This window comes from Sphingomonas sp. 8AM, assembly GCF_902506455.1.
Classification (GTDB): Bacteria; Pseudomonadota; Alphaproteobacteria; order Sphingomonadales; family Sphingomonadaceae; genus Sphingomonas.
In genome coordinates this window covers 3,321,752-3,346,246 of record NZ_LR733844.1, presented here as the reverse complement: position 1 = coordinate 3,346,246, position 24,495 = coordinate 3,321,752, and the positions used below count along the sequence as shown (strand labels likewise).

The window sequence follows — 24,495 nt, the reverse complement described above, 5'->3', positions numbered from 1 at the left end:
CCCTCACCCAACCCTCTCCCCGACGGGGAGCGGGCTACGAATTGAAAGAGGTTCATCAAGATGAACGAACTGACCAATTTCGCCAATCCGCTCGCGAAGCCGGAAACCTTCGACCAGATCCAGATCGGGATCGCGTCGCCGGACAAGATCCGCTCGTGGTCGTTCGGCGAGATCAAGAAGCCCGAGACCATCAACTATCGCACGTTCAAGCCCGAACGTGACGGCCTGTTCTGCGCGCGCATCTTCGGTCCGATCAAGGACTATGAGTGCCTGTGCGGCAAGTACAAGCGCATGAAGTACAAGGGCATCGTCTGCGAGAAGTGCGGTGTCGAAGTCACGGTGTCGAAGGTCCGCCGCGAGCGGATGGGCCATATCGAGCTGGCCGCGCCGGTCGCGCACATCTGGTTCCTGAAGTCGCTGCCGAGCCGCATCGGCCTCCTGCTCGACATGCAGCTGAAGCAGCTCGAGCGCGTGCTGTACTTCGAGGCGTATATCGTCATCGAGCCGGGCCTGACCCCGCTCGAGAAGTTCCAGCTGCTCACCGAGGATGAACTGCTCGAGGCGCAGGACGAATATGGTGAGGACGCCTTCTCCGCCGGGATCGGCGCCGAAGCAGTCCGCATCATGCTTGAAAGCCTCGATCTGGAAGGCGAGAAGGTCGCGCTGCTCGAAGAGCTGGCGACGACCAAGTCCGAGCTGAAGCCCAAGAAGATCATCAAGCGACTGAAGGTCGTCGAGAGCTTCCTGGAATCGGGCAACCGTCCGGAGTGGATGATCCTCGAGGTCGTGCCGGTCATCCCGCCCGAGCTGCGCCCCCTGGTGCCGCTGGACGGTGGCCGCTTCGCGACGTCGGATCTCAACGACCTGTACCGCCGCGTCATCAACCGCAACAACCGCCTCAAACGCCTCATGGAGCTGCGTGCGCCGGACATCATCGTCCGCAACGAGAAGCGCATGTTGCAGGAAGCGGTCGACGCCTTGTTCGACAACGGCCGTCGCGGCCGGACGATCACCGGCGCCAACAAGCGTCCGCTGAAGTCGCTGTCCGACATGCTGAAGGGCAAGCAGGGCCGCTTCCGCCAGAACCTTCTCGGCAAGCGCGTCGACTATTCGGGCCGTTCGGTAATCGTGACCGGTCCGGAGCTGAAGCTGCACCAATGCGGCCTGCCCAAGAAGATGGCGCTCGAGCTGTTCAAGCCGTTCATCTACGCGCGCCTCGACGCCAAGGGCCTTAGCATGACGCTGAAGCAGGCGAAGAAGTGGGTCGAGAAGGAGCGCAAGGAAGTCTGGGACATCCTCGACGAGGTGATCCGCGAGCATCCGGTGCTGCTGAACCGCGCCCCGACGCTCCACCGCCTCGGCATCCAGGCGTTCGAGCCGGTGCTGATCGAGGGCAAGGCGATCCAGCTTCACCCGCTGGTCTGCTCGGCCTTCAACGCCGACTTCGATGGCGACCAGATGGCCGTGCACGTGCCCTTGTCGCTTGAGGCGCAGCTGGAAGCGCGCGTCCTGATGATGTCGACCAACAACATCCTGAGCCCCGCGAACGGCAAGCCGATCATCGTGCCGTCGCAGGACATGGTGCTGGGTCTCTATTATCTGTCGCTGGAAAAGCAGAAGGAGCCGGGCGAAGGCATGTTGCTCGGCGACATGGCCGAGGTGCACCAGGCGCTGTTCGCGGGCGCCGTGACGCTCCATACCAAGATCGTCAGCCGCGTTCCGCAGACCGACGAGCAGGGCAACCAGTATCTGAAGCGCTATGAGACCACCCCGGGTCGCATGTTGCTGGGTGAGTGCCTGCCCAAGAGCCACAAGGTGCCGTTCGACGTCGTCAACCGGGTCCTGACCAAGAAGGACGTCGGCGAGGTCATCGACGAGGTCTATCGTCACACCGGCCAGAAGGAGACGGTGCTGTTCGCGGACGCGATCATGTCGCTGGGCTTCCGTCACGCGTTCCGCGCCGGCATCTCGTTCGGCAAGGACGACATGCTGATCGCGCCGGACAAGGACAAGCTGGTCGACGAGACCCGCGACCTCGTGAAGGACTTTGAGCAGCAGTATCAGGACGGCCTGATCACGCAGCAGGAGAAGTACAACAAGGTCATCGACGCCTGGAGCCGTTGCGGCGATCAGGTCGCGAACTCGATGATGAACGAGATCAAGGCGGTGCGCCATTACGAGGACGGCCCGCTGGCCGGCCGCGAGCGCGACATCAACTCGATCTACATGATGGCCCACTCGGGTGCGCGTGGCAGCCCCGCGCAGATCAAGCAGCTGGCGGGTATGCGCGGGCTGATGGCCAAGCCGTCGGGCGAGATCATCGAAACGCCGATCATCTCGAACTTCAAGGAAGGTCTGACCGTCCTTGAATACTTCAACTCGACCCACGGCGCGCGTAAGGGCCTCGCGGATACGGCGTTGAAGACCGCCAACTCGGGGTACCTCACCCGCCGCCTCGTCGACGTGTCGCAGGACTGCACGATCGTCGAGCTGGATTGCGGTACCGAGCGCGCGCTGGAGATGAAGGCGATCGTGCAGGGCGGTTCGACGATCGCGTCGCTCGGCGAGCGTATCCTGGGCCGTACCACGGCCGAGGACGTCGTGGATGCCAAGACCGGCAAGGTCGTCATCCCCGTCGGCACGTTGCTCGACGAGCCGATGGTCGCGCAGATCGAGGCGCTGGGCGTACCGGCGATGAAGATCCGCTCGCCGCTGGTCTGCGAAAGCAAGGTCGGCGTGTGCGGCAAGTGCTACGGGCGTGACCTCGCCCGCGGTACGCCGGTCAACATCGGCGAGGCGGTCGGCGTGATCGCGGCGCAGTCGATCGGTGAGCCGGGCACGCAGCTGACGATGCGGACCTTCCACATCGGCGGTGCGGCGCAGCTCAACGAGCAGTCGAACCTCGAAGCGCCGGTCGACGGCACGGTCGAGTTCCGCGACCTGCGCCTGATCGAGGACCAGCGCGGCCGTCGCGTGGTACTCAGCCGTTCGGGCGAAATCGCGATCGTCGACATGGAAGGTCGCGAACTGGCGGTGCACAAGATCCCGTACGGCGCGTACGTCATGTTCGACGATGGCCACATCGTCAGCAAGGGTGACCGGATGGCGGAGTGGGATCCGTTCACCATGCCGGTGATCACCGAGACCGGCGGTACCGTGAAGTTCCAGGATCTGATCGAGGGCAAGACGCTCACCGAGCAGGTCGACGAAGCTACCGGTATCGCGCAGCGCGTGGTGATCGAATATCGCGCGACCACCAAGTCGAAGGAGGATCTGCGTCCGCGCATGACCCTGCTCGACGAGGGTTCGGGCGAGGCCGCGCGTTACCTGCTGGCGCCGGGTGCGGTGCTGTCGGTGGAGGACAATGGTACCGTCCATGCCGGCGACGTGCTGGCGCGTGTCGCGCGCGAGAGCGCCAAGACCCGCGACATCACCGGCGGTCTGCCGCGCGTCGCCGAACTGTTCGAGGCGCGCATCCCCAAGGAAGCGGCGATCATCGCCAAGGTTTCCGGCCGGGTGGTGTTCGGCAAGGACTATAAGGCGAAGCGCAAGATCGGCATCCAGCCCGAGGATGGCGGCGATATCGTCGAGTATCTGGTGCCGAAGTCGAAGGTGATCGACGTTCAGGAAGGCGACTACGTCAAGCGTGGCGACAACCTGATCGGCGGTTCGCCGAACCCGCACGACATTCTGGAGACGATGGGGATCGAGCCGCTGGCCGAATATCTCGTCAGCGAAATCCAGGAAGTCTATCGACTGCAGGGCGTGAAGATCAACGACAAGCACATCGAAACGATCGTTCGTCAGATGCTGCAGAAGGTCGAGATCATCGAGTCCGGCGAGACCACCTTGCTGGTGGGCGAGCAGGTCGATCGCGAGGAGATGGACGCGATCAACGAGAAGCTGGAGGACGGTCAGGCGCGCGCGGCGGGCAAGCCGGTCCTGCTCGGCATCACCAAGGCGTCGCTGCAGACCCGCAGCTTCATCTCGGCGGCGTCGTTCCAGGAGACCACCCGCGTCCTCACCGAGGCAGCGGTCCAGGGCAAGCAGGATACGCTGATGGGCCTGAAGGAGAACGTCATCGTCGGTCGCCTGATCCCGGCGGGCACCGGTGCGGGCATGAACCGCCTGCGCGTGGCGGCCTCGTCGCGCGACGCGGCGCTGCGGGTCCAGCAGCGCAAGTTGCAGGAGGCGATGGTTGCGGCCGGGTCGGCCGGCACCGCCGCGCAGACCCGCGCCGCGGAAGTGAAGCGCACCCCGCGCGAGGACGTCGGCACCGGCAGCGATCCGCTGGCGGAGGTCGTCCCCTCGGGCACCGGCACCGACGCCGATGCCGGCGAGTATCTGAACAAGGAGTGATCCTTGCTTCGGGCGTTAGCCTGACGTGAAAGAGCCGCCGTCCGGGGAGCCCCGGGCGGCGGATTTTTGCGCGACCCGCCGTTCATCCGGGATGTCACCGGCATCGGAGAATGAGATCGCCCAAACGGCACGGCTGTGGCGTGTCGCTTTCCTTCGGCCACAGGATCAGCCTTGCTGCCGCGGCCCGCGCGGCGGAGATGCGGCGGGCGTCGGGCTCCCGAACGGCACTTCATCGAAGGAGGCGCGGCAAAGCGCTTCATCGCGACCGTATCGGCCGAGATCGGCGATCCGGATCTGCGCCGGTCGGGTGGGGGTGACAAGGGATCGCTGGCGCTACGCCGTGCCGGACGCCGCCTTCCGGCTTTGCACTTCCGGTCGCGACACCCTGTCGTCAGTGATTATTCAGCGAAGCGCTTCGGCAGCGGCTCGGGACGGACAGGCGGACGCCGCTACGCTCGTCCTGACCGCCCCTCGCCGTCCGTCAATATGCGCGCGCCACCGCAAATTCGACCGCCTCGACCATCGCGTCCTTGATTGCGCTGTCGGGGAAGATCGCCAGCGACTCGATCGCACGCTGTCCATAGTGCCGCGCCCGCGCCAGCGTATCGTCGACCGCGCGGGTGCGGCGGACCAGATCGATCGCATGTGCGAAATCGGCATCGCTCGCACGGCGTCCCTCGACGGCGTCGCGCCAGAACTGCCGTTCCTCGTCAGCGCCGCGCGCATAGGCGAGGATCACCGGCAACGTCATCTTGCCTTCGCGGAAGTCGTCGCCGGCATCCTTGCCCATCGTCCCGGCGTCGCTGGTATAGTCGATCGCATCGTCGACCAGCTGGAAGGCGATCCCCAGATTGCGACCGTAGGAGTCGAGCGCCTGCTCCTCCGTTTCCGGCCGACCCGCGACGACCGCCGCGATCCGGCACGCGGCCGCGAACAGTGCAGCGGTCTTGGCGTGGATGATGTCGAGATAGCGTTCCTCGGGCAGATCGACGCGCCGCGCCGCGGTCAGCTGATTGACCTCGCCCTCCGCGATCACCGCCGAGGCGTTCGAGAGGATCTCCAGCGCGCGCATGTTCCCGCCCGCCACCATCAGCTCGAACGAACGCGAAAACAGGAAATCACCAACCAGCACGCTGGCGGGATTGCCCCAGATGATGTTGGCGGTGCGCTTTCCACGACGCAGGTCCGATCCGTCGACGACATCGTCATGCAACAGCGTCGCGGTATGGATGAACTCCACCGCGGCGGCGAGCAGGTGATGGCGATCGCCGTCATAGCCGACGAGCTGCGCGCCCGCGAGCGTCAGCATCGGACGCATCCTTTTTCCCCCGCCCGCGATCAGATGCCCGGCCAATTCGGGGATCAACGGGATTTCGGATCGCATGCGCTCGACAATCACGGCATTGACGTGATCCATGTCGGCGGCGACCAGCCCGATCATCGGATCGAGCGAGGGCGTGTGCCCGGGAAGTCGGTGCAAGGTAGCGCTCATCTGTTCCTGCCCTTAGGGGGAGGCACGCGCGCAACGCAAGCGCGGGCTGCATGACCATTATCGCTTTGACGGGGAAGCCGTGATGACCGACGACGTTCTGAAGGGCTATCGCAAGAGCATCGACAACATCGACGCCGCTTTGGTCTGCCTGCTCGCCGAGCGATTCAAGATCACCCAGTCGGTCGGTGCATACAAGGCGCAGACCGGCCTGCCCGCGGCCGATCCCGGCCGTGAGGAGGCGCAGATCGCGCGCTTGCGCCAGTTGAGCGAGGACGCCGAGCTGGACCCGGAATTTTCCGAGAAGTTCCTGCGCTTCATCATCGACGAGGTGATCCGCCACCACCGCGCCGCCGCGGCGGGCTGACCGGGGTCAGGCGGTTGGAGGTGCCGCCCGGCGGACCGCCAGCCGCGTGATCGCCGCCTCGGCGAACTGCCGGAGATGCGTCTGCTCGTGGGCGCTGAAATCGCCACGCGGCATCCGGTCGAAGACGCAGAAGGTGCCGATCGGCATGTGCCCGGCATCGATCAACGGCGCACCGGCGTAGAAGCGCACCTGTCCGCCGTCGATCAGCACCGGATTGTCGGCAAAGCGTGGGTCGGCACGCGCATCGTCGACGCAGAAGACCGCGCGCGGAGTAATGATCGCGTGGCCGCACAATGACATGCGCCGGCTATAGGTCCGCGACGTGACGCCCGCGGCAGCGATCAGATATTGCCAGTCGCGCGAAAGGATCGACACCGCCGCCATGCCGGTGCCGAATCGCTGCCGCGCCTGCTCGACCAGTTCCAGCAACGCCGGATCGTCGCGCGCGTCGAGCGCACCGGACGCCATCACCGCCCGCTCGCGCGCGCCCTCGTCATCAGGCGTCGGCGCCGGTGCATAAACGGTGATCCCCATAACCTGCGACGCGTCCCGAAGCGTTGTTTGTTTTTTTACAATCGCGGGTGCTGCTTGTGCTGCGCCGCTCGACTGGCGCGACGTCGCTACAAGGCTGTGGTGACTTCGGCAACGATCTCGTTGTTTTCAAAGACATCTTGTAAAAATTGACTCATCGCGCGCCAACTGCGGCGGTCGGCGCGCGCATCATAGCCAAAGCCGGCGTGACCCGCCGGCATCGCTGCGTCCGTGAAGGCGTGCCCTGCCCCGCCATAGGCATGGACCTGCCAGTCCGCCTGCGCCGCGGTGAGTTCCTCGCCGAGCGCGACGACCGCATCTGGGGGCCCGAGCGGGTCGTCCCACCCATGACAGATCAGCAGCGGCACGGTGATCGGATCGACGCTGTCCCAATCGGGGCGATCGTAAACGCCATGGAAGCTGACCCCGCCACGGATCGGCAGCCCGGCACGCGCCATGTCGAGCACGCATTTGCCCCCGAAGCAGAAGCCGATCGCGGCGCACAATGCCTCGTCGACCTCGTCGTGCGCCGTCAGCGCGCCCAGCGACGCGCGCAGTCGCGCGCGCAGCAGCGCACGGTCGGCGTTCAGTTCGTCCATATAGCGGCTCGCGCCCTCGCCGCGCTGCGTCCGCTTGCCCTGCCCGAACAGGTCGCAGGCGAAGGCGGCATAGCCGAGCGCGGCCAGCGCCTCGGCCTTCAGATTGTCGCTCTCTTTCTGCCCGAGCACGTTCGGGATCACCAGCACGCCCGGCCGCGGCGTAGTGACGGCGTCGTCCCACACGAACACGCCCTCGAACGGACCACCCGGTCCGTCATGGATGATGGTGCGGCGGCGGATCGTCATCGGCGCTCTCCTGTTGTGTCGGTCGCGCCTTTCGCTAGATCGGAGCCATTCGCCGGACAAGCAGCGGGGCTCATGATGCAGATCAGGAAGGACGACCCGACCGCTTCGCATGTCGCCGCGCTGCTGACGCACCATCTGGCCGAGCTGCGCGGCCAGATGGCGGAGTTCGCCTTCGCGCTGGACGCCGCCGGCCTCTCGATGCCGGAGGTGACCTTCTGGACCGCGTGGCGGGAGGAGACGCTGGCCGGGTTCGTCGCGCTGAAGCAGCTCGACCCGCGCCACGGCGAGGTGAAGTCGATGCGGGCCGCTCCGCAGGCACGCCGCACCGGCGTCGGTCGCGCGCTGCTGGCGCATGTAATCGCCATCGCACGCGAACGTGGCTACGCGCGGCTGAGCCTCGAAACCGGCACCGCCGAGCTGCATCAACCAGCGGTTGCGCTGTATCGCAGCGCCGGCTTCGTTCCCTGCGACGCTTTCGCCGACTACCGACCGAGCCCGCACAACCAGTTCCTGACCCTGATCCTCTAACGGGAGAACCCGATTGCCAACGCTCGTCCTCATCCGCCACGGCCAGTCCGCCTGGAATCTCGAAAACCGCTTCACCGGCTGGTGGGACGTCGACGTCACGGCAAAAGGCGCGGCCGAGGCGCGCGCCGCTGGCGAGTTGATGGCGGCCAGGGGGCTGGACTTCGACCAGACCTTCACCTCGCTCCAGACCCGCGCGATCAAGACGCTCAACCTCGCGCTGGAGGCGATGGGGCGGCTGTGGCTGCCGGTCGAGAAGGACTGGCGGCTCAACGAGCGGCATTACGGCGGGCTGACCGGGCTCGACAAGGCCGAGACGGCGGCGAAGCACGGCGACGAGCAGGTCCACATCTGGCGCCGCAGCTTCGACGTGCCACCGCCGCCGATCGAAGCCGGGAGCACCTACGATCCCTCGGCCGACCGACGCTATGCCGGAATCGACGTGCCCGCCACCGAGAGCCTCAAGGACACGATCGCGCGCGTGCTGCCCTATTGGGAAGGCCGCATCGCGCCGGCGCTCAAGGACGGGCAGCGCGTGCTGATCTCGGCGCACGGCAATTCGCTGCGTGCGCTGGTCAAGCATCTGTCGGGGATTTCGGACGAAGAGATCACCGGGCTGGAGATCCCGACCGGCCAGCCGATCGTCTACGAACTCGACGACGCGCTCAACGCGACCGATCGTTATTATCTGAGCGAGCGGTAAGCCCCTGTTCCCCGGCGAAGGCCGGGGCCCAGTTGGGAAGACCGCAGTGGTGGCGCGCTACGCCCTGTGACAGCCGTCCCCCAACTGGGACCCGGCCTTCGCCGGGGTACGAGAGAATGGACAAGGAGGCGGGCCATCAGCCGCCCCCACCGTTCCCTTAAACCGCCGCGCGCACCGCGTCGCAGATGCGGTCGACCACCTGCTCGACCTGCACCGGATCGTCACCCTCCGCCATTACGCGGATCACCGGCTCGGTTCCGGACGGGCGGATCACCAACCGCCCGCGCCCCGCCAGCTCGGCCTCGGCATCGGCGATCACCGCCTTCACCGCATCGGTCTCCAGCGGCTTGCCGCCCGAGAAGCGCACGTTCTTGAGCAACTGCGGCAAGGGCTCGAAGCGCCGCAGCACCTCGCTAGCCGGCGCCCCGGCGCGGCAGATCTCCGCCAGCACCTGCAACGCCGCGACCAGCCCGTCGCCGGTCGTCGCATAATCGCTGAGGATGATGTGCCCGGACTGCTCGCCGCCGACATTATAGCCCCGCCGGCGCATCGCCTCCAGCACGTGCCGGTCGCCGACCGCGGTGCGGATCAGCCCCAGCCCCTGCGCTTTGAGGTGTCGCTCCAGCCCGAGGTTCGACATCACCGTTGCGACCAGCCCGCCGCCCGCCAGCCGCCCGGCGCGCGCCCAGCCGGCGGCGATCGTCGCCATCAACTGGTCCCCGTCGATCACGCGGCCCTTTTCATCGACCACGATCAACCGGTCGGCATCGCCGTCCAGCGCAACCCCGATCGCCGCGCCGTGCGCCAGCACCGCCGCCGACAAGGCTTCGGGGTGAGTCGACCCGATCTGGTCGTTGATGTTGAGCCCATTGGGGTTGACGCCGATCTGGATGACGTCGGCGCCCAGTTCCCACAATGCCTCGGGCGCGACCTGATAGGCGGCACCGTTCGCGCAATCCACGACCACCTTCATCCCGTCGAGCCGCAAATCGGCCGGGAAAGTCGATTTGGCGAAGTGGATGTAGCGCCCGCGCGCATCGTCGATCCGCTTGGCGCGTCCGATCTCGCCCGCCGGCGCCAGCGCGACGTCACCGTCGATCGCCGCCTCGATCGCCAGTTCGTCCTCGTCGGACAATTTGTAACCATCGGGCCCGAACAGCTTGATACCATTGTCGAAAAACGGATTGTGGCTGGCCGAGATCATCACGCCCATGTCGGCGCGCATCGACTTGGTCAGCATCGCCACCGCCGGGGTCGGCATCGGCCCCACCAGCGTCACGTCCATCCCGACGCTGGTGAAGCCGGCCTGCAACGCGCTCTCCAGCATATAGCCGGACAGGCGGGTGTCCTTGCCGATCACGACGCGGTGGCGATGCTGCCCGCGCAGGAAGTGCCGCCCGGCCGCCATCCCGACCTTCATCGCCATTTCCGCGGTCATCGCGCCCGCATTGGTCAGGCCGCGAATGCCGTCGGTGCCGAAATATTTCCTTGCCATCGTGTCTTCCGTTCGCTTGGCCCAGACAGGTCCCATAATCGCGGACGAGCAAAAGGCGAAGATACCGCATGTCGCAAGCCTCCCGCATCCTGCTGTCGCTGCTGATCGGGCTGGCGGGCGGCGTCGCCCTCGCCCATTTCGCGCGCGACGCCGTCGCGGGCACGATCGCGGTGGCGGAGCCGATCGGTGCGGCATGGCTGCACGGGTTGCAGATGACGATCGTGCCGCTGGTCGTCTCGCTGCTCGTCACCGGGGTCGCGGCAACCGCCGAGGCAGCGCGTGCCGGGCGGCTGGCGGGGCGCGCGATCGCGCTTTACGTCACCTTCCTGTTCCTGTCGGCGGTGATCGCCGCGATCGCGACGCCGGTGATCCTCGCGGTCGCCCCGCTCCCCGCCGCCTCCGCGCAGGCGTTGCGCGCGGCGCTGGTCGGCGCCGGCAAGGTGCCCGCGGTCCCGCCGCTCGGCGAGTTCTTCGCCGGGATCGTCCCCACCAACATCGTCCACGCCGCCGCCAGCGACGCCTTCCTGTCGCTCATCATCTTCACGCTCGTCTTCGCGTTCGCGATCGCGCGAATCGACGCGGAGGGGCGTGCTTTGCTCGTCCGCTTCTTCACTGCCCTCCGCGACACGATGCTGGTGGTGATCGACTGGGTGTTGTGGATCGCGCCGCTCGGCGTATTCGCACTGGCGCTGGTGGTGGGCGCGCGCGCGGGCTCGGGCGCGTTCGGCGCGCTGGCGCATTACATCCTCGTCGTCGCCAGCGTCGGGGTGATCGTCACGTTGCTCGCCTATCCGGTCGCCTGGGCCGGCGCGCGGCTCAACCCTTCAGACTTCGTGCGCGCCGCGCTGCCGTCACAGGCAGTGGCGATCAGCACGCAATCCTCGCTCGCCTCGGTGCCGGCGATGCTGGAGGGCGCACGCACGCTCGGCGTGCCGGTGCGCACCGCCGGGGTGACGCTGCCCCTGGCGGTCGCGATCTTCCGCGCGACCGGCCCGGCGATGAACCTCGCGGTCGCGATCTATGTCGCGACGTGGTTCGGCGTCCCGCTGTCGCCCGCGACGCTGGCGATCGGCGTGGTGGTGGCGACGCTCACCTCGCTGGGCTCGGTCAGCCTGCCCGGCACGGTCAGCTATGTCAGCGCGATCGCGCCGATCGCGGGCACGATCGGCGCACCGGTCGCCCCACTCGGCCTGCTGGTCGCGGTCGAGACAATCCCCGACATCATCCGCACCGTCGGCAATGTCACGATGGACCTCGCCACCACCGCGTGGCTGGGTCGGCGCGAACCTAGGGAGTAGCGCGCCGCGGCCGGCTGCCGAGAGCGTAGAGCGCGCAGCCGGTCCAGATCAGCGCGAAGGTGACGATGTGCACGCCCCGTAGCGGCTCGTGGAACACCAGCACCGCGAGCAGGAACTGCAGCGTCGGCGCGAGATATTGCAGCAGCCCGAGCGTCGAGTAGCGCAACCGGCGCGCGGCCGCGGCAAACATCAGCAACGGCGCGGCGGTCACCGCGCCCGCCAGCACCAGCAACAGGTCGATATCGCCGCGCCCGAACACCGGCTCCGGGCTGAGCCACAGCACCGCCAGCGCCGGCCCGATCAGCAACGCGGTCTCGACGGTCAGCCCGCCCAGCGCATCGATCGCCGCCACCTTGCGGATCAGCCCGTAGACGCCGAAGCTGAACGCGAGCGTCAGCGATATCCACAACGCCCCGCCGCCTGCGATCGCCAGCACCACGACGCCGAGAGCGGCGACTGCGACCGCCGCTTTCTGGATCGCGCCGATCCACTCGCCGAGCACGATCGTCCCCAGCGCGACGTTGAGCAACGGGTTGATGAAATAGCCGAGGCTCGCCTCCAGCACATGCCCGCTCTGCACCGCGAAAATATAGACCAGCCAGTTGACCGCGATCAGCGCCGCCGACGCGCACAGCAGCAACAACGTCCGCCCGCGCGCCGCCGCCACTATCGGCCGGGTGCGCCGCATCGCCAGCACGATCGCGGCGAGCAGCAGCAGCGACCAGACGACGCGATGCGCCAGCACCTGCAACGCCGGTACGCCGGTCAGCAGGTGCAGATAGAGCGGCAGCAGCCCCCAGGAGACATAGGCGCCGACGCCGAGCAGCAGGCCGGAGCGATGGGAGTTTGCGGTCATGCGTGCCGTGTCGCGGCAGATGCGCCACGATGCAAGCGCGCGCCGACCCATCGCACCGGCGCGCCCAAGGAAACAGTCGCCCTGCCCGCGCTTTGCCCGTACCAGCGTCGCGCCATCATGCTGTCCCGCCTCGTCCTCACCGATGTCCGCAACCACGAAGCGCTGTCGATCGTGCCCGATGCCGCGCCCGGCTTCGTGGTGCTGTATGGCCCGAACGGCGCGGGCAAGACCAATGTGCTGGAGGCGGTATCGCTGCTCGCGCCGGGCCGGGGCCTGCGCCGCGCCGCCTTATCGGAGGTCGCGCGCAGCGATGGGCCGGGCGGCTTCGGCGTCGCCGCGACGCTGGCAGATGACGTCACGCTCGCTACCGGCACGCTGGCCGCCGCGCCCGAGCGGCGGGTGGTGCGGATCAACGGCGCCGCGGCCCCCGCCACCGCGCTGGCCGAGCGCGTCGCGGTGCTGTGGCTCACCCCGGCGATGGATCGGCTGTTCACCGAGGCGGCGGGCGGACGGCGGCGCTTCCTCGACCGGCTGACGCTCGCGATCGAGCCCGGCCATGCCCGCGACGGCGCGCGCTACGAGGCGGCGATGCGCGACCGCAACCGCCTGCTCGCCGAGCCGCTCCCCGACCCCGATTGGCTCGCGGCGCTTGAGGCGCAGATGGCACAGCATGGCGCCGCGCTCGACGCCGCCCGCCGCCACACCATCGCCGCGCTCGACGCTGCGCTCGCCGCCCAGCCCGCTGGGGAGATCGCGCGCGCGCGGATCGCGCTCGAGGGCTGGAGCGGCGACGCCGCGACGCTGGCCGACGCGCTGCGCACCGGACGCGCGCGCGACGCCGCCGCCGGCCGCACGCTGGTCGGCCCGCACCGTGCCGACCTGATCGTCACGCACGTCGACAAGGCGCGCCCCGCCGCCACCGCCTCGACCGGTGAGCAGAAGGCGCTGCTGCTCGGGATCGTCCTCGCGCATGCCGAGCTGGTGGCGCGGCTGACCGGGCATGCGCCGGTGCTGCTGCTCGACGAAGTGGCGGCGCATCTCGACCCGGTGCGCCGCGCCGCGCTGTTCGCCCGCCTCGCCCCGCTCGGGCAGGTGTGGATGACCGGCACCGAGCGCGCGCTGTTCGACGGCATCGACGCCGCCACCTGGGTCGCGCTGCATGATGTCGTTACGCCCACAACATTTTTGCCCGATCCGCGTTGAGCGATGAACCACCGCTTTCTTCTCTGGGGTACATTCCGCTGACCGAGCCCGCCGTTTCCGCCGACGACGTCCCGCGCACGCTGACCGAATGGCGGCGCGGCTGGCCGGTGGTGGCCGCGGCGATGCTCGGCGCAGGGTTCGGACCAGGACTTTACCAGAACCTCTCCAGCCTGTTCACGCCCGGGCTCGAGGCGACGTTCGGCTGGTCGCGCGGCGACATTGCTACGGCCGCCGGGCTGGCCTTGGGCAGCGCGATTGCTGCGCCGCTGATCGGGCGCGCCGCCGACCGCTTCGGGGTGCGTCCCGTCATCATCGCGTCGATGCTGCTGCTGGGCGCCGCCTATCTGTGGCTGGCGGGGATGGGCATGAACGGTGGCCGGGCGATCTGGCGCTATCAGCTCGGCGTCGTGCTGCTGGTGCTGGCGCTGCCGGGAACGAGCAGCCTCGCCTATGGCAAGCTGATCGCGGCGCGCTTCGTGCGCGGGCGCGGGATGGCGTTGGCGCTCGGCACCTCGGGGCTGGCGCTGGCAACGATCATTGCCGCACCCCTTCTGGGCGCCACCATCGCAAACTTCGGCTGGCGCGCGGGGTTCGTCGTGTTGGCGGGTGGCTCGGCGCTCCTCGCGCTGCCGCTCATCATGCTCAGCCTGCGCGCGGTCGCGATGCCCGCCCGCTCCGATCCGCGCAGCACCGCCTTGCCGGGCACCAGCGCGGCGGCGGCGCGGCGCGACCGGCGCTTCTGGATCATGGTCGCCTCGGCCTGGCTCACCAACGCCGCGACCACCGGCTTCGTGACCCAGCTCGTTCCGATCGGGCTCGAACTCGGCCTGCGGCCGCCGCAGGCCGCGCTGCTGCTCACCAGCTTTGCCTCCAGCGCGATTGCCGGACGGCTGCTGGTCGGCTGGCTGGTCGATCGCATGCGCCCGCAGCCGGTGGCCGCAGCCTTCGCGATCCTGTCCGCCGCCGCCTTCGTCGCGCTGGCGTTCGCGCCGTCGGGGCTGGCGCTGCTGCTGGTGCTGGTCTTTCTCGCCGGGCTGATGAACGGCGCGGAGAACGACCTGCTGCCGTTCTTCGCGGCGCGGCTGTTCGGGTTGCGCGCCTATGCCGAGATCTATGGCACCGCGATGCCGATCGCCCTGTCGGGCACCGCGGTCGGGATCATCGGCTTCGGGCGGCTTCACGACCTCACCGGCGGCTACACGGGCGCGCTGACGCTCGGCTGCGGCGCGCTGCTGCTGGCGGCAATGTGCTTCCTGATTCTCCCCGATCGCGCAGGGGATGACGGCGACAGCGCGGCCCGCTAGCGCGCGTCGATGTCGACCCGCCAGCCCGCCCCGAATCGCAGCGAATGGCGGCGCGGCTGGCCGGTGGTGCTCGGCGCGGTGGTCGGCAGCGGGGCCGGCCCGGCGTTGTTCCAGAATCTGTCGAGCATGTTCGTGCCGGGGATGACCGGCGAGTTCGGCTGGAGCCGCGGCGCGGTCGCCGCCGCCAGCGGGCTGGGCTTCGCCGGCAGCCTCGCGGTGCCCCTGCTCGGGCGCATGGTCGACCGCATCGGGGTGCGCCCGATGATCGTCGGCTGCATGGTCGCGCTCGCCGCCGCCTATCTGGGCATGGCGACGATGGGCGGGCAGCTCTGGCATTATCACCTGCTGGTGCTCGCGCTGGCGATGACGGTGCCGGGCACCAGCGCGCTCGCCTATGGCAAGCTGATCGCGGCGCGGTTCTTCGCGCATCGCGGGCTGGCGCTCGGGATCGCAACCTCGGGGCTGCCGCTGACCACCTTGCTGCTGCCGATCGTGCTGGCCGAAGTGATCGAGGCGTTCGGCTGGCGCGGCGGGTTCGTCGCGCTGGCGCTCTATTCCGCGCTGATCGCCTTGCCGATCGCGCTCGTCGCGATCCGCACCGCCGGCCCCGTCACCCGTGTTGGGTTCACCGAGCTGGCGCACGTTTCCGGCGTCACCGCCCCGCAAGCACGGCGCGATCCGCGCTTCTGGCGGCTGGGGCTGACCGGCTTCTTCGTCAATCTCGGGACGATCGGCTTCGTCACGCAGCTCGTGCCGTTCGGGATCGACCACGATCTGACCGGCAAGCAGGCGGCGCTGCTGCTCACCGCTTTCGGGGCGTCGCAGGTCGCGGCGCGGGTCACGTTCGGCGCGTTGATCGACCGCTACCCGCCGCAGCGGATCGCCGCCACCGTCGCTGGCGTCTCGGCGCTCGGCTTCGCGGCGCTGCAATGGCCCGGGCTCACGCTGCCGGGGCTGATGGCCGGCGTCTTCTGCGCCGGGCTGATGAACGGCGCCGAGAACGACCTCTTTCCCTTCTTCGCCGCGCGGTTGTTCGGGCTGCGCGCGTACGGCGAGGTCTACGGCACGCTGATCGTCGTCGCGCTGGTTGGCAGCGGCGCCGGGATCATCGGCTTCGGCGCGCTCCATGACGCGACCGGCGGCGACGCGGCCGGTCTGGCGGTGGCGAGCACCGCGCTGGCGATCGCCGGGCTGCTCTTCACGGGGCTGCGCGACCGACCCGCACAAGGCTAGGTTTCGCTTTCGCTACACCGCCCGGCTGCCTATATGATCGCCATGGCAGAACCTCAGAATACCAGCGAATACGGCGCCTCCTCGATCAAGGTGCTGAAGGGCCTCGACGCCGTCCGCAAGCGCCCCGGCATGTACATCGGCGATACCGACGACGGCTCGGGCCTCCACCATATGGTGTTCGAGGTGAGCGACAATGCAATCGACGAGGCGCTGGCCGGGCATTGCGACCGGATCGACATCACGCTGAACGCCGACGGCTCGGTGTCGGTGACCGACAACGGTCGCGGCATCCCGACCGGCATCCACCCCGAGGAAGGCGTGTCGGCAGCCGAGGTCATCATGACCCAGCTCCACGCCGGCGGCAAGTTCGAGAACACCAGCGACGACAATGCCTACAAGGTGTCGGGCGGTCTGCACGGCGTCGGCGTGTCGGTCGTCAATGCACTGTCCGAATATCTCGACCTGACGATCTGGCGCGACGGCGAGGAGCATTATATGCGCTTCGCGCACGGCGATGCGGTTGCTCCGCTCAAGGTGGTCGGTAAGGCGGAGGGCAAGAAGGGCACGCGCGTTACCTTCCTCCCCTCGCCCGCGACCTTCAAGATCGTCGAATTCGATTTCGAGAAGCTCGAACACCGCTACCGCGAGCTGGCGTTCCTCAATTCGGGCGTCCGCCTCTTCCTCAACGACGCGCGTCACGAAGAACCGAAGTCGATCGAGCTGTTCTACGAGGGCGGGATCGCCGCCTTTGTGAAGTGGCTGGACCGCAACAAGCAGCCGCTGTTCCCCGACCCGATCTCGGTCGCGGGCACCCGCGATCACGTGACGATCGAGGTCGCGCTGGAGTGGAACGACAGCTATTACGAGAACGTCCTCGCGTTCACCAACAACATTCCGCAGCGCGACGGCGGCACGCACATCGCCGCCTTCCGTGCCGCGCTGACCCGCACGCTCAACAATTACGCCGAGAAGTCGGGGCTCCTGAAGAAGGAGAAGGTGTCGCTCACCGGCGACGACATGCGCGAGGGGCTGACCGCGATCGTCTCGGTCAAGCTGCCCGATCCCAAGTTCAGTTCGCAGACCAAGGACAAGCTCGTCTCGTCGGAGGTCCGCCAGCCGCTCGAAAGCCTGATGGCCGACAAGATGGCGGAATGGCTGGAGGAAAATCCGCAGCACGCGCGTTCGATCGTCGGCAAGATCATCGACGCCGCCGCCGCGCGCGAGGCGGCGAAGCGCGCCCGCGAGCTGACGCGACGCAAGGGCGTCATGGACATCGCCAGCCTGCCCGGCAAGCTGGCCGACTGTCAGGAGCGCGATCCCGCCAAGTCAGAGCTGTTCCTCGTCGAGGGCGACTCGGCCGGCGGCTCGGCCAAGCAGGGCCGTGACCGCCACTTCCAGGCAATCCTCCCGTTGCGCGGCAAGATCCTCAACGTCGAGCGCGCACGCTTCGACCGGATGCTCGGCTCGAAGGAGATCGGCACGCTCATCCAGGCGATGGGCACCGGCATCGGGCGCGACGACTTCAAGCTCGAAAAATTGCGCTATCACAAGATCGTCATCATGACGGACGCCGACGTCGACGGCGCGCATATCCGCACGCTGCTGCTGACCTTCTTCTACCGCCAGATGCCCGAGATCATCACGGCGGGTCACCTCTACATCGCGCAGCCGCCGCTCTACAAGGCGACCAAGGGCCGTTCGGAGGTGTACCTCAAGGACGATCACGCGCTCGACAATTACCTCGTCGACGCCGGGCTGGGCGCGATGGCGCTGGAGCGCGGCGACGAGAAGCTGACGGGTGTCCACCTGCGGCCGCTGGTCGAGCACGCGCGGCGGATGCGGACGCTGATGCGCTATGTGCCGCGTCGCTACGATCCGGTCATCATCGAAGGGCTGGCACTCGGCGGCGCGCTCGATCCGGAGGCGACGCGCGACACGCGCGCTGCTGCGGTTACCGAGGTCGTCCGCCGGCTCGATCAGGGCGACAATGACGCGACGTGGAAGGCGCGCGTCACCGAGGACGGCGGCATCCACTTCGAGCGGCTGTGGCGCGGCGTGACCGATCACCATATCGTCGAGGCGGCCTTCCTCGGCTCGGCAGAGGCGCGCAAGCTCCACACGCTGGCTGCCGAACAGGCCGAGACCTTCGCGCATGCCGCCAAGCTGGTGCCGGTGAAGACCGCGACGGTCGAGACGCCGGTCGATGCGGTCGCCACCGACGAGGAAGGCGAGGAAACCGTCTCGGTCGGCCGTGGCGAGTCGCTGGTGGCACGTCCGTCGCAATTGCTTGAGGCGATCCTCGCGTCGGGGCGTAAGGGGCTGGCGATCCAGCGCTACAAGGGTCTCGGCGAGATGAACGCCGAGCAGCTGTGGGAAACCACGCTCGATCCGTCGAACCGCACGATGCTCAAGGTGGCGATCGAGCAGGCCGACGTTGCGGACGAGATCTTCACGCGCCTGATGGGCGACGTCGTCGAGCCACGTCGCGAGTTCATCCAGGAGAATGCGCTGAGCGTCGCGAATCTGGATGTTTAAGGCGTAACCTCTCTCCGTCGCCCCGGACTTGATCCGTGGCCCGCTTCTTACCGGCCGCGCGAAGAAGAAGCGGGGTCCCGGGTCAAGCCCGGGACGACGCAAGTGGATGACGGCTCACCCCACCCGTCATCCCCGCGAAGGCGGGGATCCAGACGCGCAGGTTCTCGTAAAGGCCACAGGCGTCAGAGGTTCTGGATTCCCGCCTTCGCGGGAATGACGGAAGGTCGCAGCCGGATCGGCTCGTCATTGCCAGCGCAGCGAAGCAATCAGGGCCGAATCAGGACGCCCTGGATTGCTTCGCTACGCTCGCAATGACGGCGAGACCTATTCCTCCATCCACGCCCGCAACAACGAATGCGCGATCGCATACGGCGGCGGCGCACCGAAGGCGCCCGCCTCCCCCGCCAGCGCCGCGCGCACCTCGTCGCGGGTCACCCAGCGCGCATCCTCCAACTCGTTGGTGTCGAGCGTGACTGCATCGTCCTCCGCCTCGGCGACGCAGGCGATCATCAACTGCGACGGGAACGGCCACGGCTGGCTGGCGACATAGCGCACCTTGCCGACCCGCACCCCGGCTTCCTCGGCGATCTCGCGCGCCACCGCCTCCTCGATCGACTCGCCCGGCTCCAGAAATCCCGCCAGCGCCGAATAACGCCCCGCCGGCCACGCCGCCTGCCGGCCGATCAGCGCGCGCCCGTCATGTTCGGCGATCATGATCACGACCGGGTCGACGCGCGGGAAATGCTCGGCCTTGCAGTTCGGGCAATTGCGTCCCCACCCGGCGCGGAATGGCGCCGTTGCATGGCCGCAGCGCGCGCAGAACGGATGACGCGCATGCCAGTCGATCAGCGCGCGCGCCGCCGCGAAGGTGGCCGCCTCACCGCCGCGCAACCGCTCGAGCAGCGCGAACAACGTCGGCGATCGGTACGGCGGCGGCGGCGCGTCGCCGGGGATCACTGCCGCAAAATGCGCGCAGTCGTCCGCCAGCCCGAGCAACACGAACTCGGCCCCGTCCGGCGCCTCCGCAATCGTACCCCATGACAACGCGCCATCGTCCGCCACCACCGGCTCGAACGCGTCGAGCCGCAGCAATCGTGACGACGGGTGGGTCAGCAACGCGGCGACAGCCGGTGGATCGTGGCGCAGCGCATCCGCCCGATCCAGCGTGCCACCGGTAAAGCCTGTCTCGATCACCGCGCGTACGCTCACCATTGTCCTCCATGCAGCCGCGCCGCGTCGCGCCGGAGCGCGGCATAGGTTTCCTTGCCCAGCGGCCACTTCTCAGCCGGGAAGTAATTGACCATGATCGTGCTGCGGAAGCGCTTGGCCGGATCGACCAGCGCCAGCGTCCCCGCCGCGCCCGCCCAGCCATAGCTGCCCTTCGACGCGCCGTTCGGATCGTCGTTCAGATACACCACGCCGCCCGCGCCGAACCCACGCTGCTGCCCGTCATTGTCGAAGAAGACGCCGGCTGGCATCAGGTTCGACATCGCCAGCCGCGCGGTCTGCTCCTTCATCACGCGCGTGCCCTCCAGCATCCCGTAATTCTGCAGCATGTGGAGGAAGCGGTCGTAATCGCGTGCGCTGCTCACCAGCCCCGCGCCGCCATAAGGAAAGCTCGGCGGCTCAAGCCACGGCGAGCGCGCCGCCGGATCGAGCGGCGTCAGGTTCTCGCCGACGAAAGCGTAATTGCTCGCGAACCGGCCGACGTCGCGTCGCGGCACCTGCCAATAGGTCGAGTTCATCCTGAGCGGATCGAGCAGCCGCGTCTGGACGAAGCGCTCGAACGACATGCCGCTGGCCTTCTCGACCACCGCCGCGAGCACGTCGAGCCCCATCGAATAATGCCAGGTCGTCCCCGGCTCAGCGATCAACGGCGCCTGTGCGACGCGATCCGCGAACGCGGCAAGCGACGCCGGGCGGGTGCGCCGCGCCTGCGCCTCGATCTGCGCGTTGACCGTCGCCGGCACCAGCCCCAGCCGCTCGAACTCCTTCAACAGCGGCCCCTTGGCGTTGATCTGGTAACCGATCCCCGAGGTATGCGTCATCAGCTCGCGGATCGTGATCGGCTTGGCCGCGGCACGCGTCTCCAGCGAGTTGTCGGGGCTGGTCAGCACGCGCATCTTCAGGAACGCCGGGAAGTATTTCGACAGCGGATCGTCGAGCGACAGCTTGCCGTCCTCGACCAGCAGCATCGCCGCCATGCCGGTGATCGGCTTGGTCATCGAATAGACGCGCCACAGCGAGTCGGGACCGGCCGCCGCCGCGCCGGGATCAAGCGAGATATTGCCCGCGCTGACGAACACTGTCGGCAATTCGCCCAGCCCGAACGCGCCGACGATCCCGGGCATCTTTCCTGCAGCGATGTAGCCGTCATACAGCGCCTTGGTCGCGGGCAACAGCGTCGCCGCCGCGGCGGCATCGGGCGCACGTTGCGCGGCCTGCGGGGCGGGCGCGCGCATTTGCGGCTGCTGCGCCGATGCCGCGACCGTCGCCAGCAAAGCCGCGCCCAGTCCCGCTGCCCTCACCGACTTAATCGCCCACCACTTGGTCGTCATGCCCGTCTCCTCACCACATCTGCCGCTTTCGCGAACACCGTCGGCAATCCCGCTTCGTCGAGCCGTGCAATCGGCCACCACTCGCCTCTGTTGCTCGCTGCCTCCGTGTGCGCCACCGCAATCGTCAGGTCGATCGTGAAATGCGTGAAGCCGTGGGTCACCGGTTCGTCGAGCACGCGCCAGGCGGCCTCGACCGGCGCGTCGGCGAACAGCGGCGGCGCATCGCGCCACGGCCCGGTCGGCAACGCACGCATCCCGCCGAGCAGCCCCTTGTCAGGCCGCCGCTCCAGCAGCACCGAGTCGCCGCGCTGCAACCAGAAGAGCGTACCATGCCGATGTGGGCGCACTGCTTTCGGCTTCTTGACCGGATAAGCCTCGGGCGTACCCGCTGCCTGCGCCGCGCACGCATGGTTTAGCGGGCAGAGCAGGCAGCGCGGCCGTCGTGACGTACAGATTGCCGAGCCAAGGTCCATCATCGCCTGCGCAAAATCGCCCGCGCGCGCGTCCGGGATGATGGTATCCGCCGCCGCCCGGATCGCCTTGCGCGCGGCCGGCAAAGGCGTGTCAATCGCGAACAGCCGCGCGACGACGCGCTCGACATTGGCGTCGACCACCACCGCGCGTCGCCCGAACGCGATCGCCGCCACCGCCGCGGCGGTATAGTCCCCGAACCCCGGCAGCGCCCGCAACGCAGCCTCTGTATCGGGCAACTGACCGCCATGCACCGCCGCGATCGTCCGCGCCGCCGCCAGCAGATTGCGCGCCCGCGCGTAATAGCCGAGCCCCGCCCACGCCGCCATCACCTCGCCCTCGTCGGCGGCGGCAAGGTCGGCGAAGGTCGGCCAGCGCTGCGTCCATTCGGTGAAGCGCGGCCGCACCGTCGCCACGGTCGTTTGCTGGAGCATCACCTCGCTCAGCCACACGCGATACGGATCGGCGATCTCACCGGGCTTCGACCGCCACGGCAGATCGCGGCGGTGCCGGTCATACCAGTCGAGCAACGGACCAGCGATATCGATCCGGTGCTTGGCGTCCATGCCCCGGCTATGGCATGGGCTGGGGAATGAGCAAGCGCGCCGGCGATCCCCCTTCCGAATCCCCGCGCTCCAATCGCTCGCGGCAGGTCGCGGAGCTGTTGCCCGCGGTCGGCGGTGCGGCCTTCCGCCGCTTCGGCTTCGTGCAATCCGCGATCGTCACGCGCTGGCCGGAGATCGTCGGCGAGCGACTCGCGGCGGCCAGCACCCCGGAATCGATCCGCTTTCCCGCCGGAAAGAAGCAGGACGGCGTGTTGACGCTGACGGTGCGCGGCGCCCATGCTGCAATGATGAGCCATTTGACGGCCGAGATTATCGAGCGCGTGAACCGCTTCTTCGGCTATGCCGCTGTGGTGCGCGTCGCGATCCGGCATGGCGAGGTCACCCGCCGCCCCGAGCGCCGCACCCCGCCATCGCTCGTGCCCGCCCCGCCCGAAATGGGGCAGAGCCTGCGCACGATCGCCGATCCCGAGCTGAAGGCGGTGCTGGAGGCGCTCGCCTCCGGCGTCGCCGCCCCCCGCCCCGTCTTGCCGAAGGTCCGATGACCCGCTTCCTCCTCCCCCTGCTCGCCGCCATCGCGCTCACTGCCGCCTCCGCGCCGCGCCCGTGGACCGCGGTCGCAACCCCGGTGGCGAACGGCAGCTATCTGATCGGCAACCCCAAGGCGCGTGTGAAGCTGGTCGAATATGTCAGCTACACCTGCCCGCATTGCGCGCATTTCACGCAGGAGTCCGAAGCCGCGCTCGGTACGATGGTCCGCTCGGGCTCGACCAGCGTCGAATACCGCAACCAGGTTCATGACGGGATCGACCTCGCCGCGGCGACGCTGGCACGCTGTTCAGGCGCGGCCGCGTTCCCGCGCGTTCACGCCGCGCTCTTCCAGAAACAGGAACAATGGCTCGATCGTGCCAGCGACTGGGCGCAGGGCAACCGCGACCGGATCGCGAGCTGGCCGCAACTGGCGCAGCTCTCCGCGATCGCCGAAGGCGCCGGGCTGACCACGATCGCGCGCGACGCGGGCGCATCGTCGGCCGCGATCAGCGCCTGCTTCGCCACCGATGCCGCCGTGAAGAAGACGCTCGCGGTGTCGGAGGGTACGTCCAAGGTCCAGGGCACGCCCGCGTTCGAGATCAACGGGCGGCTGATCCAGAATGTCGGCTGGGCGCAGTTGCAGCCGCAATTGCGCGCGGCAGGTGCGAAATGAGCGACGGAGTGACACGATGATGCGTATGGCAATCCCCTTGCTGGCAGCGGTGTCGCTGCTTGCCGGCTGCGGCAGCGGCGCGGGCGGCGGCGGCAACAGCAGCACGCCGAGCGCCCCCGCCGGTTCGGTGAAGGCGGTCGCGGCCCCGGCCGGGCAGGACTGGACGCAGGTCGTGTCCGCGACTCCGGCGGGCGGCTATGTCGTCGGCAATCCCGATGCCGAGCTGAAATTGGTCGAATATGGCTCGCGCACCTGCCCGACCTGTGGCGCGTTTGGTCAGACCGGGATGCGACCGCTCGAGGACAATTACGTCAAGAGCGGCAAGGTCTCGTATGAATTCCGCGACTTCCTCGTCCACGGCCCGCCCGATCTCGCCGCGGCGTTGCTGGGGCGTTGTGCCGGACCGCAGCCGTTCTTCCCGATCCTTGAGCAGATGTATATCGATCAGCCCAAGTTCCTCGATACGCAGATGAAGATCGCGCAGGATCAGGCGTTCCTGCAACAGACGCAGAACGCCGCGCCGGCGCAGGTCGCGACCGCCTGGGCCGAGAAGATGGGCTATCTGGAGTTCATCAAGCAGCGCGGCGTGCCCGAGGCGCAGGCGCGCGCCTGCCTGACCGACGCCAAGGCGATCGATCAACTCACCAGGATGATGCAGGACGGCACCGACAAGAACGGCGTCACCGGAACCCCGACCTTCATCCTGAACGGCGCGAAGGTCGACGGGGTCACCTGGGCGCAGGTCGAGACGGCGCTGAAGAACGCAGGCGCGTGATGCCGGCGGGCGTCCGTCGCCACGGACGCCTGTCGCGGGCGGGTGCCGGACGCGCCCGGCCTGCGCCATCTTTGTCGCCCCGCCGCACTCTTCCGTCATTCCCGCGCAAGCGGGAATCCAGACGCGCGGACGTTTCACTTCTTGCCCGGAGGTCAGAGGTTCTGGATTCCCGCCTTCGCGG

At 68.2% G+C, this 24,495-nt stretch carries 20 protein-coding genes; 12 read left to right on the top strand and 8 right to left on the bottom strand.

The window, feature by feature from the left end; all coding sequences use genetic code 11:
- The first annotated feature begins 60 nt into the window (after nucleotides 1-60).
- Nucleotides 61-4,359, top strand: coding sequence for a DNA-directed RNA polymerase subunit beta' (rpoC, locus tag BACI71_RS15755; protein ID WP_159760208.1), 4,299 nt, complete (start codon nucleotides 61-63; stop codon nucleotides 4,357-4,359).
- Nucleotides 4,360-4,840: 481 nt separating this feature from the next.
- On the opposite strand, the gene BACI71_RS15750 is transcribed toward rpoC, so the two are convergent.
- Complete coding sequence (locus BACI71_RS15750) at nucleotides 4,841-5,851, bottom strand: polyprenyl synthetase family protein (protein WP_159760205.1); 1,011 nt, start codon at nucleotides 5,849-5,851, stop codon at nucleotides 4,841-4,843.
- An 82-nt stretch (nucleotides 5,852-5,933) separates the two neighbouring features.
- Between BACI71_RS15750 and BACI71_RS15745 the strand changes: the two genes are divergently transcribed.
- Nucleotides 5,934-6,215, top strand: coding sequence for a chorismate mutase (locus tag BACI71_RS15745; RefSeq protein WP_159760203.1), 282 nt, complete (start codon nucleotides 5,934-5,936; stop codon nucleotides 6,213-6,215).
- A gap of 6 nt (nucleotides 6,216-6,221) precedes the next feature.
- Here the strand turns inward: BACI71_RS15745 and BACI71_RS15740 are convergent, their stop codons facing one another.
- Together BACI71_RS15740 and BACI71_RS15735 are read right to left on the bottom strand one after the other, a co-directional pair.
- The gene (locus BACI71_RS15740; protein ID WP_159760201.1) at nucleotides 6,222-6,749 is read right to left on the bottom strand and encodes a GAF domain-containing protein; all 528 of its coding nucleotides are present in this window, start codon (nucleotides 6,747-6,749) and stop codon (nucleotides 6,222-6,224) included.
- 86 nt (nucleotides 6,750-6,835) lie between these two features.
- Nucleotides 6,836-7,591 (bottom strand): dienelactone hydrolase family protein, encoded by a 756-nt coding sequence (locus BACI71_RS15735; protein ID WP_159760199.1) that lies wholly within the window; start codon nucleotides 7,589-7,591, stop codon nucleotides 6,836-6,838.
- Between the two features lie 72 nt (nucleotides 7,592-7,663).
- On the opposite strand from BACI71_RS15735, the gene BACI71_RS15730 reads away from it, so the two are divergent.
- Together BACI71_RS15730 and gpmA are read left to right on the top strand one after the other, a co-directional pair.
- Entirely contained in the window at nucleotides 7,664-8,119 is a 456-nt protein-coding gene (locus tag BACI71_RS15730) for a GNAT family N-acetyltransferase (RefSeq protein WP_236553014.1), read from the top strand.
- A gap of 13 nt (nucleotides 8,120-8,132) precedes the next feature.
- A complete protein-coding gene (gene gpmA / locus BACI71_RS15725) occupies nucleotides 8,133-8,819 on the top strand; it encodes a 2,3-diphosphoglycerate-dependent phosphoglycerate mutase (protein WP_159760197.1) in 687 nt (228 codons plus the stop codon).
- Nucleotides 8,820-8,976: 157 nt separating this feature from the next.
- Here gpmA and glmM read toward each other — a convergent pair whose 3' ends face one another.
- Nucleotides 8,977-10,314 (bottom strand): phosphoglucosamine mutase, encoded by a 1,338-nt coding sequence (gene glmM / locus BACI71_RS15720; RefSeq protein ID WP_159760195.1) that lies wholly within the window; start codon nucleotides 10,312-10,314, stop codon nucleotides 8,977-8,979.
- Nucleotides 10,315-10,382: 68 nt separating this feature from the next.
- Here glmM and BACI71_RS15715 point away from each other — a divergent pair, with 68 nt between their 5' ends.
- Nucleotides 10,383-11,612, top strand: a complete 1,230-nt coding sequence (locus tag BACI71_RS15715) for a dicarboxylate/amino acid:cation symporter (RefSeq protein WP_159760193.1) — start codon at nucleotides 10,383-10,385, stop codon at nucleotides 11,610-11,612.
- Here BACI71_RS15715 and rarD read toward each other — a convergent pair.
- A complete protein-coding gene (gene rarD / locus BACI71_RS15710) occupies nucleotides 11,602-12,468 on the bottom strand; it encodes an EamA family transporter RarD (RefSeq protein ID WP_159760191.1) in 867 nt (288 codons plus the stop codon). The genes BACI71_RS15715 and rarD overlap by 11 nt on opposite strands.
- A 117-nt stretch (nucleotides 12,469-12,585) precedes the next feature.
- On the opposite strand from rarD, the gene recF reads away from it, so the two are divergent.
- The 4 genes from recF to gyrB are packed head-to-tail and all read left to right on the top strand — an operon-like array spanning nucleotide 12,586 to nucleotide 18,743.
- Entirely contained in the window at nucleotides 12,586-13,671 is a 1,086-nt protein-coding gene (gene recF / locus BACI71_RS15705) for a DNA replication/repair protein RecF (RefSeq protein WP_159760189.1), read from the top strand.
- On the top strand, nucleotides 13,668-14,975 hold the full coding sequence (locus BACI71_RS15700; RefSeq protein ID WP_159760187.1) for an MFS transporter: 1,308 nt from the start codon (nucleotides 13,668-13,670) through the stop codon (nucleotides 14,973-14,975). The genes recF and BACI71_RS15700 overlap by 4 nt, the downstream gene beginning before the upstream one ends.
- Before the next feature lie 9 nt (nucleotides 14,976-14,984).
- Complete coding sequence (locus BACI71_RS15695) at nucleotides 14,985-16,208, top strand: MFS transporter (RefSeq protein ID WP_159760185.1); 1,224 nt, start codon at nucleotides 14,985-14,987, stop codon at nucleotides 16,206-16,208.
- 42 nt (nucleotides 16,209-16,250) lie between these two features.
- The gene (gene gyrB / locus BACI71_RS15690; RefSeq protein ID WP_159760183.1) at nucleotides 16,251-18,743 is read left to right on the top strand and encodes a DNA topoisomerase (ATP-hydrolyzing) subunit B; all 2,493 of its coding nucleotides are present in this window, start codon (nucleotides 16,251-16,253) and stop codon (nucleotides 18,741-18,743) included.
- A 324-nt stretch (nucleotides 18,744-19,067) separates the two neighbouring features.
- Here gyrB and nudC read toward each other — a convergent pair whose 3' ends face one another.
- From nudC to mutY, 3 genes are read right to left on the bottom strand one after another with little or no spacing between them, the layout of a single operon-like run.
- On the bottom strand, nucleotides 19,068-19,937 hold the full coding sequence (gene nudC / locus BACI71_RS15685) for an NAD(+) diphosphatase (RefSeq protein ID WP_159761278.1): 870 nt from the start codon (nucleotides 19,935-19,937) through the stop codon (nucleotides 19,068-19,070).
- Nucleotides 19,938-19,948: 11 nt separating this feature from the next.
- A complete protein-coding gene (locus tag BACI71_RS15680) occupies nucleotides 19,949-21,301 on the bottom strand; it encodes a serine hydrolase domain-containing protein (RefSeq protein WP_201297393.1) in 1,353 nt (450 codons plus the stop codon).
- The gene (mutY, locus tag BACI71_RS15675) at nucleotides 21,298-22,338 is read right to left on the bottom strand and encodes an A/G-specific adenine glycosylase (RefSeq protein WP_159760181.1); all 1,041 of its coding nucleotides are present in this window, start codon (nucleotides 22,336-22,338) and stop codon (nucleotides 21,298-21,300) included. The genes BACI71_RS15680 and mutY overlap by 4 nt, the downstream gene beginning before the upstream one ends.
- A gap of 26 nt (nucleotides 22,339-22,364) precedes the next feature.
- Here mutY and BACI71_RS15670 point away from each other — a divergent pair, with 26 nt between their 5' ends.
- Genes BACI71_RS15670 through BACI71_RS15660 form a run of 3 tightly spaced genes read left to right on the top strand, consistent with a single transcriptional unit; the run spans nucleotide 22,365 to nucleotide 24,314 of the window.
- On the top strand, nucleotides 22,365-22,880 hold the full coding sequence (locus tag BACI71_RS15670; RefSeq protein ID WP_236553013.1) for a DUF721 domain-containing protein: 516 nt from the start codon (nucleotides 22,365-22,367) through the stop codon (nucleotides 22,878-22,880).
- Nucleotides 22,877-23,539 carry a thioredoxin domain-containing protein gene (locus tag BACI71_RS15665; RefSeq protein WP_159760177.1) on the top strand — a complete coding sequence of 221 codons (663 nt, stop codon included), beginning with the start codon at nucleotides 22,877-22,879 and terminating at the stop codon, nucleotides 23,537-23,539. The genes BACI71_RS15670 and BACI71_RS15665 overlap by 4 nt, the downstream gene beginning before the upstream one ends.
- Nucleotides 23,540-23,555: 16 nt before the next feature.
- Complete coding sequence (locus BACI71_RS15660; protein WP_236553012.1) at nucleotides 23,556-24,314, top strand: thioredoxin domain-containing protein; 759 nt, start codon at nucleotides 23,556-23,558, stop codon at nucleotides 24,312-24,314.
- Nucleotides 24,315-24,495 lie beyond the last annotated feature (181 nt).

Bases quoted from the DNA above. Each gene is read 5' to 3' on its own strand.
- rpoC (WP_159760208.1), top strand. From the start codon at position 61: ATGAACGAACTGACCAATTTCGCCAATCCGCTCGCGAAGCCGGAAACC.
- BACI71_RS15750 (WP_159760205.1), bottom strand. From the start codon at position 5,851: ATGAGCGCTACCTTGCACCGACTTCCCGGGCACACGCCCTCGCTCGAT.
- BACI71_RS15745 (WP_159760203.1), top strand. From the start codon at position 5,934: ATGACCGACGACGTTCTGAAGGGCTATCGCAAGAGCATCGACAACATC.
- BACI71_RS15740 (WP_159760201.1), bottom strand. From the start codon at position 6,749: ATGGGGATCACCGTTTATGCACCGGCGCCGACGCCTGATGACGAGGGC.
- BACI71_RS15735 (WP_159760199.1), bottom strand. From the start codon at position 7,591: ATGACGATCCGCCGCCGCACCATCATCCATGACGGACCGGGTGGTCCG.
- BACI71_RS15730 (WP_236553014.1), top strand. From the start codon at position 7,664: ATGATGCAGATCAGGAAGGACGACCCGACCGCTTCGCATGTCGCCGCG.
- glmM (WP_159760195.1), bottom strand. From the start codon at position 10,314: ATGGCAAGGAAATATTTCGGCACCGACGGCATTCGCGGCCTGACCAAT.
- BACI71_RS15715 (WP_159760193.1), top strand. From the start codon at position 10,383: ATGTCGCAAGCCTCCCGCATCCTGCTGTCGCTGCTGATCGGGCTGGCG.
- rarD (WP_159760191.1), bottom strand. From the start codon at position 12,468: ATGACCGCAAACTCCCATCGCTCCGGCCTGCTGCTCGGCGTCGGCGCC.
- recF (WP_159760189.1), top strand. From the start codon at position 12,586: ATGCTGTCCCGCCTCGTCCTCACCGATGTCCGCAACCACGAAGCGCTG.
- BACI71_RS15695 (WP_159760185.1), top strand. From the start codon at position 14,985: ATGTCGACCCGCCAGCCCGCCCCGAATCGCAGCGAATGGCGGCGCGGC.
- gyrB (WP_159760183.1), top strand. From the start codon at position 16,251: ATGGCAGAACCTCAGAATACCAGCGAATACGGCGCCTCCTCGATCAAG.
- BACI71_RS15680 (WP_201297393.1), bottom strand. From the start codon at position 21,301: ATGACGACCAAGTGGTGGGCGATTAAGTCGGTGAGGGCAGCGGGACTG.
- mutY (WP_159760181.1), bottom strand. From the start codon at position 22,338: ATGGACGCCAAGCACCGGATCGATATCGCTGGTCCGTTGCTCGACTGG.
- BACI71_RS15670 (WP_236553013.1), top strand. From the start codon at position 22,365: ATGAGCAAGCGCGCCGGCGATCCCCCTTCCGAATCCCCGCGCTCCAAT.
- BACI71_RS15665 (WP_159760177.1), top strand. From the start codon at position 22,877: ATGACCCGCTTCCTCCTCCCCCTGCTCGCCGCCATCGCGCTCACTGCC.
- BACI71_RS15660 (WP_236553012.1), top strand. From the start codon at position 23,556: ATGATGCGTATGGCAATCCCCTTGCTGGCAGCGGTGTCGCTGCTTGCC.